An 11,295-nucleotide genomic window follows, 5' to 3' on the forward strand; every position below is an offset into this window, starting at 1 on the left:
CCCGCGCTCTTCTGCCTGGAGGTGTGGGTTGGAACTGGCGCTGTTCGATTTCGACCACACGGTCACCACCTGCGATACCTACGGGCGTTTTCTGCGCCGCGTGGCGACCCCCGAACAGCTTGCACAGGCCTGGTGGAAAGTCGGCCCGTGGTTGCTGGCCTATCGCCTGAAGCTGATCTCCGCGCAACGCATCCGCGCCCGTGTCACCCGCCTGACCTTCACCGGCCGCCATCTCGAGGACATCACCGCCCAAGCCGCCGGCTACGCGCGCGATGTGCTGCCGCAGGTGATGCGGCCGGAGATGCTCGATCAGATCCACTGGCACCTCAAGCAACAACACACCGTGGTGATCGTGTCCGGCTCGCTGGACCTGTACCTGCGCCCGTGGTGCGAGGCGATGGGGCTGGAGCTGATCTGCAACCGAGTGGAGAGCCGCGACGGACGCCTCACCGGGCGCTACGCCGAGGGCGACTGCGCGCCGCACAAGGTGGAGCACATCCGCCGGCGTTACGACCTCGCGCGCTACCTGCGCATCCACGCGTACGGCGACAGCCGCGAAGACCGCCCGATGCTCGCGCTCGCCCACGAGCGCTGGTATCGCGGCAAGCCCATGAAGCCGCGTCGGGATCCACCGGCGACCCCACCACCGGCCCGGGACAGCCGGGCCTGATGCCCCACCGCGCAGCCACCGCCACGCCATGAGCCTCCCCATCGACACCCTCACCGAACGCCTCGACCGCCTCCTGCCACAGACCCAATGCGGGCAGTGCGGCTACGACGGCTGCCGCCCGTATGCCGAGGCGATGGCACGCGGCGTGGCGGGCGTCGATCACTGCCCGCCCGGCGGCGATGCGGGCGCGCGCGCGCTGGCGAACGTACTGGGTGTGCCGGCGGTGCCGTTCGACCGCACGCGCGGTGCACACAAGGCACCGCAGGTCGCGGTGGTGATCGAAGCCGACTGCATCGGCTGCACCAAGTGCATCCAGGCCTGCCCGGTCGATGCGATCGTCGGCGGCGCCAAGTACATGCACACCGTCATCGCCGATCTGTGCACGGGCTGCGAGCTGTGCATCCCGCCGTGCCCGGTGGACTGCATCGACCTGGTCAGCGCGCGCTGACCCATGCGCCGGCCGCTAGGTGCCTCGCGGCGGCGGCAAGACCTGGGCGCACGGCGATGCGTCGATCACCATGACGCCCAGCGGTTCCGCGGTGCGCTTACGGCAATGCCGCCGTCACCACGATCTCCACCTTCCAGCTCGCATCCGCCAGCTTGGCTTCCACCGTGGCACGGGCGGGGGTCATGCCGGCCACCACCCACTCATCCCACGCGGCATTCATGCCGGCGAAATCGTTGATGTCGGCCAGGAAGATTTCCGCGCGCAGGATGTGCTGCTTGTCACTGGCCACCAGCGCCAGCAGCTTGTCGATCTCTTCCAGCACCTGACGGGTCTGGCCGGTGATGTCCTGGCTGGTGTCTTCGGGGATCTGCCCGGACAGATAGGCGACCTTGTTGTGCACGGTCATTTCGGACATGCGCGGACCAACGTCGAAACGTTCCAACATGGCGATTACTCCTCTGGATGAAACCGCATTGTCACCGATGCGGCGTGCGCCTGCCCGGCCCGGTGCGCAAAGCAGCCACAGCACGCACAGCGCACCCGCTTGGCAAGCGACGGCATCAGGCGCACGATTTGCCGGTCAGGCGGCCACGCCTGTGTTGACTCTTTCATCGCCCACCCCGGAGCACGCTGTACCGATGACCGACACCGCCCCTGCTCCCACGCCGGCCCGCGCCCCCTGGCGCCGCGCCGCGACCGTCGTCATCCCGCTGGTGATCCTGGCCTTGGCCCTGCGTGGGCTGGCCAACGAATTCGATGAGCATGGCTACCGCGCGATCCGCGAGGCGTTCCGGCATCTGGGCGCCGGCCAGATCGCGCTGACCGTGCTGCTTGGCCTGGCCAGCTATGCCTGCCTGATCGGTTTCGATGCGATCGGTCTGCGCCGCAGCGGCAAGCGCCTGCATCCGGCGCGGGTCGGCATCACCGCGTTCCTGGCGCATACGCTGGGGCAGACCCTGGGCTTTGCCGCCCTCACCGGCGGTGCCGTGCGCCTGCGTGGCTATGGCCGTGCCGGGCTGAGCCTGGGCGAGATCGGCCAGATGGTGTTGATGAGCACACTGGGCTTCGTGTTCGGGGCGTGGCTGCTGCTGGCGTTGGCCTTCCTGCTTGAGCCCGGCGCTGCCGCGCTGGCGCTGCCGATCCCGGTGCAGGCGGTGCGGGTCATCGGCGTTCTCGGCCTGCTGGCCTATGCCGGCACGGTGCTGCTGGTCGGCCGCGAGGGCCGCAGCTTCCAGATCCGCGGGCATGCCTTGTGGCTGCCCGACCGGCGCACCATGCTCGGCGTCACTGCGCTGAGCGTGGTCGAACTGGTGCTGGCCAGTGCCGCGTTCTATGTGCTGCTGCCAATGGATACGCCAACCGGCCTGCCCGGTTTCGTTGGGCTGTATCTGGTCGCAGTGCTGGCCGGCCTGATCTCCAGCGTGCCTGCTGGCCTGGGCGTGTTCGAGTGGAGCCTGCTCAAGCTGCTGCCGCAGGTGGCGCCCGCTGCGGTGCTGGCGGCCGCACTGATCTACCGCGTGACCTATTACGTGCTGCCGCTGCTGCTGGCCACGGTGCTGGCGGTTGCGCCGGCGCTGCGCCGCCCGCTGCGTGCCGGCGCCGGTGCCACCCGGGTCGGCTGGACCGCGCTGCGCCCCTGGCTGCCGCAGATCATCGCGCTGGCGGTGTTCAGCGTCGGTGCCGCACTGGTGATCGATGGCACCTTGCCGACACCACGCCGGCACCTGATCACCGCCTCGCTGCCGATCCTGGAAACCTCGCACCTGCTGGGCAGTCTGGCCGGTGTCGCGCTGCTGCTGATCGGCCAGGGCCTGCAGCGGCGCAGCCATGCTGCGTGGATGCTCGCGCTCGGCATCTGCGTGTTGTCCCCGTTGCCGATCTGGCTACGCGGTGGGCAGGTGTTGATCGCGCTGTCCGCCCTGCTGGTGGCGGCCGCACTGTGGGCCTCGCGCCGCGAGTTCTATCGCCAGGGGGCATTGTTGGATGAGGCCTGGTCGTGGCCGTGGATCCGCAACCTCGGGCTGGTGCTGGTCGCGGTGATCTGGCTGCTGTTCTTCGTCTACAGCCACGTGGAATACCAGAACGAGCTGTGGTGGCAGTTCGCGCTGCAGGGCAACGCGCCACGCGCGCTGCGTGCGTTGTTGCTGGTGGCGATCGCGCTGACCATCTTCGGCCTGGCGCGGTTGCTGCACAGCACGCGCAGCCCGTTGCCGGCCGCTGATGCCTCCACGCTGGACGCGCTCGCCCCGATCCTGGCAGCGGCCGAAGACACCCAGGCCTGCCTGGTGCTCACCGCAGACAAGGCAGTGCTGCGTGATGAGGCGCAGCGGGGCTTCGTGATGATGCAGCGCTACGGCGGCTCGTTGATCGCGATGGGCGATCCGGTCGGCCCGCCCGACGTGGTACGTGCGCTGATCTGGCGCTTCCGTGAGGAAGCCGATCGGCTCGGCCTGCGCCCGGTGTTCTACCAGGTGGGTGAGGCGTACTGGCAGACCTATCTCGACCTGGGCCTGACCCTGGTCAAGCTTGGCGAAGAGGCGATGGTGCCGCTGCAGGCGTTCACGTTGGAAGGGCGCGATCGCGCGGATCTGCGCCAAGCGTGGAACCGCGGCAAACGCGGTGGCTTGAGCTTCCGGGTTGCGCCGCCCGAGGAAGTACCGGCACTGCTGCCGGCATTGTCGGTGGTCTCCCAGCAGTGGCTGGATGACAAGGCCGGCGATGAGAAGGGCTTTTCGCTGGGCAGTTTCGATCCGGTCTACCTGTCACGCTTTCCGGTCGCACTGGTCGAAGCCGAGGGCCGCATCGTGGCCTTCGCCAATCTGTGGCAGGCGCCGGCGGGCAATGAGCTGTCGGTCGACCTGATGCGCCATGTCGACGATGCGCCCAAAGGCACGATGGATTTCCTGTTCATCGAACTGTTTCTGTGGGGCCGCGAGCAGGGTTTCCACCGGTTCTCGCTGGGCATGGCACCGCTGTCCGGGCTGGCCCAACATCGCCTGGCCGGGCGCTGGAACCGCTTCGCCAACGTGGTCGCCCGGCATGGCGAACGCTTCTACGGCTTCAGCGGCCTGCGCCGTTTCAAGTCGAAGTTCGCCCCGGTCTGGCGCGCACGTTATCTGGCCGCGCCGGGCGGTGTGCACCTGCCCGCCGCCCTGCTGGATGCGACCCGGCTGATCTCACTGGACCCGCGCCGGCACGATTGAGCCTGTGCCGGCCGGGGGCCGCCTACGCTCAGCGCGCCGGCAGATGCTGGACGATGGTATCGGCGAGGCGATCGTAATCGCCCTTGAAGTGATGGTCCCCGGGAAGCTTGATGACCTGCGCATTGCCACCGGCGGGGAGCGACGGACACAGCGCGTCGCCATCGTCTTCGCCGTAGACGCACAACGTTTTGCCGGCGGGCAGCTTGGCCACCTCCGGCGCGATGGGCAGGCCATCGCCACCGCCGCCGAGCCAGTTGCTGACATGGAACTCGTAGTCGGCGGTCTTGCCCACCGAGAGCAGCGCGATCATCGAAACCGATTCCCGCGTAGCCGGTGACAGCTGGTTGATGGCCGCCGGCAGCACATCGGCGCCCTGCGAGAAACCGACCAGCACCACGTTGCGGCGCTGCCACTGGCGGCTGTAGTGCGTGGCGATGCGCTCCAGATCGCGGGCGAAGCCATCGGGCGTGCGTGCGGTCCAGAAGTAGCGCAGCGAATCCACCCCGACCACCGGCACCCCGGCCTCGCTCAGCGACGCGGCCACTTCCTTGTCCAACCCGGCCCAACCGCCATCACCGGAGACGAAGATGGCGAAGGTGTCGCCCGGCTTGCTCGCCGGCACATCGACCACCGGCAGGCCCTTGAGGTCATCCGGCGGCGGCGCGAGGCTGACGCCCTTCTGCGCGCCGATCACCTTGGCCGCGGCCAGCAGGCCGGGCAACGCCTCGCCCCGCGCGGTGCGCTCGAACTGGCGGCCCATGCCCACTTGGCGCACGAACGCGGCCGACTCGCCGGCCGGGCAATGTACATCGCCGGCGGCGTTCAACCAGGGGAAGTTCAGTTCGGCCGGCTGCAGGCGGCCGTGGCTGCTGCCAGCGCCGCAGACCTTGCGCTCGCGCACGCCCGACGGACAGAAACCGGTGGTGAGCAGTCCGGCGAACACCTGGGTATCGGCCTCGGCGGCCACCGCGTACGCCAGCGCCGCGCCCTCGCCATCGCCGCCGATCAGCGGCAGGTGATAGCCCGGCACGTGCAGATAGGCCTGGAACCAGCGTGAGAAATTCTCCACGTCGCCGGCACCGAAGGCGCAATCACCGCTCTTCTCGCGGGCCAGCACCTGGCGCAGGTGCGCGACATCCACCTGGGCGACCAGGGCGCCCTCGGCACGCAAGGCATCGATGCGCTGCTGGCTGTCGGCATGGCTGGGGGTACCGTCAAACCACACCACCACCCGTTGCGGGCGACCGTCCGGCAGGTACACCGGCACGTTCTCGAAACGCCCGTGACTGAGCTGCTGCGGCGGCGCGGCCAGCGCCTGTCCGGACATCCCCGCCAGCACCACACCCAGCATCATCCCCCAACCGGCTCGCCGCATCGTCGCGCATCCCATGACTAGTGCGCCAACGATACGCCCCTGCCCTGCCAAGGGCATGTACACAGCGTGGCAGGACGCTCAGCGCGCGTCCCGACGCGCCTGCCGCCACAGCTGCCAGGCCACCGAGACCAGCCACACCAGCACCACGGCGATCACCAGCTTCTGCCCAGCGCCGCGCGGCGGGCCGCGCCACAGCACGTGCAGCCACAGCAGCACGAAGCACAGCCAGGCCCACCACCAGGCCGGCCCGGCCCACGTGCGCCAGCGCGGATCGGCGCGCAGGTACCAGCTCTGCAGCAGCATCGCCACGCTCACGCACAGGAACGCGGTGTTGGCCGACAGCCCGTGCACCAGCGGTGCCAGCAGCGGTGCGCGCTCGGGCAGCCAGCTGTCGCCGATTGCCACGCCCATCAATCCCAGCGCGGCCACCCAGAACAGCAGCGGCGCGGCCGCACTGCGCCGGGGTGATCGGCTGTTGGCATGCAGGGAGAGGGCCAGCAGCATGATCGCCAGCGCCAGCACACAGTAAGCCGTGCGCAGCGCCAGTCCCCAGGGGCCATGCAGGTACAGGCTCAGGGTGGCCTGCACCCAGTCCAGGTCATCGCGTGCCCATTGCGTCCACAACGCGATGGCCACGAACAGCGCCAGCGCCACCAGCGTGAGCAGGGCAACGCGTGCGTGATGCTGCGCGGGCCAGCGGAAAGGGCGTGGCAAGGGAAGCGACATCGCAGCTCCTGCGGTCAGTCGGTGGCCTCGGGGTGACGCTGCTTCCAGGCGGCCAGCGCGGCGCGGTAGCGCTGCAGCTCATCGCTGTACAGATCCAGCACGCACAGCGGGCAGCCGCTGCCGCAGCACTCGTTGGGGCCGGGTTCTTCCGGCGGCTGCGGACGCGGATCGGGATCTGGAACGGACACGGACATGGCCACACACATAGGGAAAACAGCGCGCACAGTGTAGCGGGCGTGGTTCAGCGCTCAACCCGCCGGCGCAGGTTGTCGCGCGCGGCCGCATCCAGCCGCTGGTGGAAGAAGTCGCTCAGGAAGATCCGCGGTTGCCCCAGCACCTGCTTGAGGAAACGCCGGCGGTTGAGCCGGAACAGGAAGCCCGGCACGTGCCCGGCGTACTCCTCGGCGATGCCGCGGTCGTACGCATCGAACACCGCCGCCGGCGCCCCCAGAATGGCCATGTCGCAATCCAGGAACAGCGCCGCCTCCGGATCGACGTCGCCGGGCGCGAGCTTGCTGTGGCGCGCGGTCAGTTCGATCAGCTCGGCCACCCGCGTCGCATCGATCCCGGCCTCCGGCAGCCAGCGCGCGATGGCCTGGCGTGCCATCTCGGCCGAGCGCGCTTCGTTGTCGCCGCGGCCGGCGTCGTAGATGGCGTCGTGATAGAGCGCGGCCAACTGCACCTCACGCGGCTGGGCCCAGCCCGGGCCTGCCTCGGCGACCGTGCGGCAGTGCTGCAGGACGGCCTGCACGTGCGACCAGTTGTGATACGCCCGCGGCGGCAGGGCGTAGGCGGTTTCCAGCTCGGCAAGCTGCCCGGCGGGCAGCGGAATCGGTTCGACGTGCATGCAGGCATGATTGGCCGTCACAGCGACGCTGGCAAGCCGGGCGGTGCTTTTTTGACCACCTTCACAGAACCGTTGCCGCGCAGTGGGTGTGCCCGGTTATCCACATGTTTGTCGACCGCTGATCCACATCCCCTGTGGATGGCGCTATCGGCCGATGAACGGCATGCCAGCGCCCGACGACACGCCTAGACTGGACCGGACGGACCCCAACGCCTCGCGAGGTGACGGCGATGACCGCATGCAGACTTTTCCTGATCGCGTGGATGGCCGTGGCCGCCGCGCCGGTCTGGGCGGCCGACACGGCGCCGCCGGCCGCAGCTGAGCCAAGCGTCACCGCACTGCCCACGCCGGCGCAGATCCTGGAGGTGCCCGCCCCGCTGCTCGCCCTGCTGCACGAACGGGTCATCGATCCGGGCTACTCACGTGAGCGCCGCCTGCAGCGGCTGGTCGAGATGATCTTCGACGAACACGGGCTGCACCTGGCCTACGGCCCCGACGCGACCCACACCATCAGTGAAACGTGGCAGACGCGGCGCGCCAACTGCCTGTCCTTCACCCTGCTGTTCGTCACCCTGGCCAACCTGGCCGGCATCGATGCGCATGTCCAGGAAGTGGCGCAGGTGGTGAGCTGGTACCAGGCCTCCGGGGTGATCTACAGCGTGGGCCACGTCAACGCGGGCATCGTGCTGGACGGGCGCAGCGGCACGGTCGATCTGGACCACAGCGTGCTGTATGACCCCCTTGGCCCGCAGCGCATCAGCCGGCAACGCACACTGGCGCACTTCTACAACAACCGCGGGGCCGACCGCATGGCCGCCGGCGATACCGGGGGGGCGCGCGCCTACTTCCGGGCCGCGCTGGGCATGGCGCCGGACTTCGTGGCCGCCTGGAACAACCTGGGCGTTCTGGATGCGCGCATCGGCGAGCTGGACCAGGCCCGCAGGGACTATGAAACCGCCCTGCGCCTGCAACCCCGGCATGGCGCCAGCCTGAGCAATGCCAGCGCGCTGTACCGGCGCATGGGCGACACCCGCCAGGCCGGCCTGCTGGCCAGCCGGCTGGCGCGCGTACAGCGCAATGATCCCTTCGCCCAGTACATGTTCGGCGCCCAGGCCGAGCAGCGCCGGGACTACGCCGCGGCGGTGCGTTTCTACCGCCGGGCCGTCCGTCTCTACGAGACCGCCCACCCCTTCCACTTCGCGCTGGCCCGGAGCTACTTCCTGGCCGGTGATGCGCGCCGGGCCTCGATCGAAATGCAGCGCGCGCGGGATCTGGCCGGCGAAAACGGCGACGCCCTCAGATCCCGCTACCAGGCCAAGCTGGACAGCCTGCAGCGCTGGCGCCCGCGCGGCACCAACGCCAACTGAGCCGGCTCAGGCCTTCTTGAGGAAGCAGGTCTTCAGGACCAGGCCCTTGATCTTTTCCGAGTTGCCTTCGATGTGCTCGGCATCGTCCTCGACCAGGCGGATATTGCGGATCACCGTGCCCTGCTTGAGGGGAATCGAGGAGCCCTTCACCTTCAGGTCCTTGATCACGGTCACGGTGTCGCCGGCGGCCAGCACGTTGCCGTTGCTGTCGCGTACCACCAGGGCCTCGCCGTCACCGTCACCGGCCGCCCACTCGTGGCCGCAATCCGCGCAGATGAACAGCGCGCCATCGGCATAGGTGTTTTCCAGGGTGCACTGCGGGCAGGCGGGAATGGCGGACATCGACAGCTCTTCGGTTACGAAACGGCCGCTAGTGTAACCGCCCGTTACCGGCTGCCCTTGCGTCGGCGGTCCCGTTGCCGCAAAGTGCGCGCCCCCTGACCACCGGCCCGGCCCCCCGCATGAAACTCGGCATCGACTTTGGCACCAGCAACTCCGCCGCCGCCGTGGTGATCGACGGCAAGGTCGTGCCGATCCAGTTCGGCCAGGCCGAACAGTTCCGCACCACGGTGTATTTCCCCGAGGTGATGCGCGACCCGAACGACTTCGAACTGACCCCGGCGCTGGAGCACGACCTGGCCCGGCTGGTCGACGCGGCCGCGCGCGATGCCCGTGCCGCCGGCCAGGAGCGTACCCCTGATGCACTGCGCCGCGAGGCCCTGCGCGTGGTGCGCCGGCAGTGGATGGAAGAGCAGATGCGCGCCCCGCTCAGCTCCACCACCCTGCTGCAGAACGCGGTCTACGGCGATGACGCGCTGGAGGCCTATTTCGAAGAGAACGAAGGCAACCTGGTGCAGAGCCCCAAGTCGATGCTCGGCTACAACCTGCACCCGCGTGCGCGCCAGACCATCGCCGGCATCGCCACGCACATCCTCGAGCACATCCGCCTGACTGCCTCGCGCCAGCTGGACACGCCGATCCGCACCGCCACGCTGGGCCGCCCGGTCCAGTTCCGCAGCTCGATCGGCGAGGCCGGCAACGCGCAGGCGCTGGAGATCCTGCACGGCGCGGCGATCGCAGCCGGCTTCGACAGCATCGATTTCCTTGAAGAGCCGGCGGCCGCCGCGATGCACTACCACGCCGAGAGCCCGCAGGAGCATGACGCGGTGGTGGTGGACATCGGCGGTGGTACCACCGACGTCGCCCATGCGCGCGTGGGCGGCGGCCAGGCCCCGACCATCCACCGCGCCTGGGGTATCGCCCGTGGCGGTACCGATATCGATCTGGCGCTGAGCCTGGGCGGCTACATGCCGTTGTTCGGCCGCGGCATCACCCGCGTGCCGGCGCACCACTACGTGGAAGCGGCGATGGTGCAGGACATGACCCGCCAGCGTGATTTCCGCCAGCACACCTACCGCGATGTGGACGCGCCGTTCGGCCCGCGCCTGACCGCGCTGCAGGACACCGGCAATACCGCGCGTCTGTATCGTGAAGTCGAGCGCTGCAAGATCGCCCTGAGCAGCGTGGCCAGCCACGACAGCGCGCTGGACTTCATCGAACGCGGCCTGCAGATGCAGATCGATGCTTCGCGGCTGGAGACCGCCGCCGGCGGGTATCTGGGCGAGCTGACCGCCCTGCTGGAGCAGGTGCGCAGCGACATCGGCCACGACCCGGCAGCGGTGTTCCTGACCGGGGGCATGTCGCGCGCCGGCTACCTGCAGCAGGCGGTGGCCAATGCTTTCCCGGGCTCGACCCTGATCCGCGGGAATCCGTCCTTCGGGGTGGTCCACGGGCTGGCATTGGCCGCCGCCAACTGATCCACCGGCACCGCCAGGCCTTGTCCCACAAGGCCTGAAGAGGCGTGAACGGCCTTATTAACAAAACGTTACGCCGAAAGCGCTATCATCTTTCGGCTTCAAAGCGCAATGCGCTTGACGCAACAAGCACCATCTTCCTGGCCTCCCAGGCCACCGTCCTCTTCGATGCTGCCACCGTCCGGACCTGTCCGCGGTGCCGGGATCGCTCATCGCTGTGATCCGGCTCGTTCACAGCCTGCTGCACCCCGAGCCGCCAAGAGACACTCAGATTGGGCGAACGCCTGGCTGCACTTCTTACATCGTCCGAGCCCGACCCCATCGATTGCCGTCGTTGCGACGCGGTGTGCTGTCGGCTCACCGTCACCGTCATGCCTGACGACAACGTGCCCGGCTACCTGCTGGATACCGATGCGCGTGGCGGCACGGTGATGGCGCGCAACGAAGAAGGCTGGTGCGCTGCGATCGACCCGTATCACCTGCGCTGCACGATCTACTCGCAGCGACCCGCGATCTGCCGCCAGTTCGACATGGGCGGCGATGATTGCCGCCTCGTGCGGCAGGACTACCGTCGACAACAGCAGGATCTGTCGACGTTTTCTTCCACGCTTCATCCATAGCAGGAGCATCCATGGCTCGTACGCCAAAGACCTCCCCCAAGGCAAGCAACACCGTTCGCGTCGACCGCAAGCAAGGGTCCAACTCCGCCGTCAGCAGCCAGAGCATCGCTGCGGATCTGGCTGCTTTCCGTAAAGGTGGCGGCAAGATCGAAGTGCTGGGCAATACCCTGGCGCTGAAGAAAGCCGGCTGACGTTGCTGCCGACCGCCCCCGCATTGGCCGGTGC

13 protein-coding genes are annotated in these 11,295 nt (G+C 68.7%); 7 read left to right on the plus strand and 6 right to left on the minus strand.

Annotated elements, in window-relative coordinates; translation table 11 throughout:
• Positions 1-28: 28 nt before the first annotated feature.
• Positions 29-670 (plus strand): HAD family hydrolase, encoded by a 642-nt coding sequence (locus tag ACE026_RS13245; protein ID WP_486039380.1) that lies wholly within the window; start codon positions 29-31, stop codon positions 668-670.
• Positions 671-698: 28 nt separating this feature from the next.
• Positions 699-1,118 carry an Rnf electron transport complex subunit RnfB gene (gene rnfB / locus ACE026_RS13250; RefSeq protein WP_319623577.1) on the plus strand — a complete coding sequence of 140 codons (420 nt, stop codon included), beginning with the start codon at positions 699-701 and terminating at the stop codon, positions 1,116-1,118.
• 97 nt (positions 1,119-1,215) lie between these two features.
• Here rnfB and ACE026_RS13255 read toward each other — a convergent pair whose 3' ends face one another.
• Complete coding sequence (locus tag ACE026_RS13255) at positions 1,216-1,563, minus strand: RidA family protein (RefSeq protein WP_121038644.1); 348 nt, start codon at positions 1,561-1,563, stop codon at positions 1,216-1,218.
• A gap of 193 nt (positions 1,564-1,756) precedes the next feature.
• Here ACE026_RS13255 and mprF point away from each other — a divergent pair, with 193 nt between their 5' ends.
• Positions 1,757-4,321: a bifunctional lysylphosphatidylglycerol flippase/synthetase MprF gene (gene mprF, locus ACE026_RS13260; protein WP_486039345.1), complete on the plus strand. Its 2,565-nt coding sequence runs from the start codon at positions 1,757-1,759 to the stop codon at positions 4,319-4,321.
• 28 nt (positions 4,322-4,349) lie between these two features.
• Here mprF and ACE026_RS13265 read toward each other — a convergent pair whose 3' ends face one another.
• From ACE026_RS13265 to ACE026_RS13280, 4 genes are all read right to left on the minus strand, one after another.
• Positions 4,350-5,696, minus strand: a complete 1,347-nt coding sequence (locus tag ACE026_RS13265) for a virulence factor family protein (protein WP_486039346.1) — start codon at positions 5,694-5,696, stop codon at positions 4,350-4,352.
• Positions 5,697-5,774: 78 nt separating this feature from the next.
• Positions 5,775-6,422: a DUF998 domain-containing protein gene (locus ACE026_RS13270; protein WP_319623574.1), complete on the minus strand. Its 648-nt coding sequence runs from the start codon at positions 6,420-6,422 to the stop codon at positions 5,775-5,777.
• 14 nt (positions 6,423-6,436) lie between these two features.
• A complete protein-coding gene (locus ACE026_RS13275) occupies positions 6,437-6,616 on the minus strand; it encodes an oxidoreductase-like domain-containing protein (RefSeq protein ID WP_319623573.1) in 180 nt (59 codons plus the stop codon).
• A 47-nt stretch (positions 6,617-6,663) separates the two neighbouring features.
• Positions 6,664-7,269: an HD domain-containing protein gene (locus ACE026_RS13280; RefSeq protein ID WP_486039347.1), complete on the minus strand. Its 606-nt coding sequence runs from the start codon at positions 7,267-7,269 to the stop codon at positions 6,664-6,666.
• A gap of 230 nt (positions 7,270-7,499) precedes the next feature.
• Between ACE026_RS13280 and ACE026_RS13285 the strand changes: the two genes are divergently transcribed.
• Positions 7,500-8,636 carry a tetratricopeptide repeat protein gene (locus tag ACE026_RS13285; protein ID WP_486039348.1) on the plus strand — a complete coding sequence of 379 codons (1,137 nt, stop codon included), beginning with the start codon at positions 7,500-7,502 and terminating at the stop codon, positions 8,634-8,636.
• A 6-nt stretch (positions 8,637-8,642) separates the two neighbouring features.
• Here ACE026_RS13285 and ACE026_RS13290 read toward each other — a convergent pair whose 3' ends face one another.
• Positions 8,643-8,978 (minus strand): zinc ribbon domain-containing protein YjdM, encoded by a 336-nt coding sequence (locus ACE026_RS13290; RefSeq protein ID WP_486039349.1) that lies wholly within the window; start codon positions 8,976-8,978, stop codon positions 8,643-8,645.
• Positions 8,979-9,097: 119 nt separating this feature from the next.
• Between ACE026_RS13290 and ACE026_RS13295 the strand changes: the two genes are divergently transcribed.
• The 3 genes from ACE026_RS13295 (at position 9,098) to ACE026_RS13305 (ending at position 11,261) form a co-directional block, all read left to right on the plus strand.
• On the plus strand, positions 9,098-10,453 hold the full coding sequence (locus tag ACE026_RS13295) for an Hsp70 family protein (protein ID WP_486039350.1): 1,356 nt from the start codon (positions 9,098-9,100) through the stop codon (positions 10,451-10,453).
• 317 nt (positions 10,454-10,770) lie between these two features.
• Positions 10,771-11,070, plus strand: coding sequence for a YkgJ family cysteine cluster protein (locus ACE026_RS13300; RefSeq protein WP_080114834.1), 300 nt, complete (start codon positions 10,771-10,773; stop codon positions 11,068-11,070).
• A gap of 11 nt (positions 11,071-11,081) precedes the next feature.
• Positions 11,082-11,261 (plus strand): hypothetical protein, encoded by a 180-nt coding sequence (locus tag ACE026_RS13305; RefSeq protein ID WP_019183415.1) that lies wholly within the window; start codon positions 11,082-11,084, stop codon positions 11,259-11,261.
• The last annotated feature ends 34 nt before the right edge of the window (positions 11,262-11,295 follow it).

Source organism: Stenotrophomonas sp. AGC87 (genome assembly GCF_057333975.1).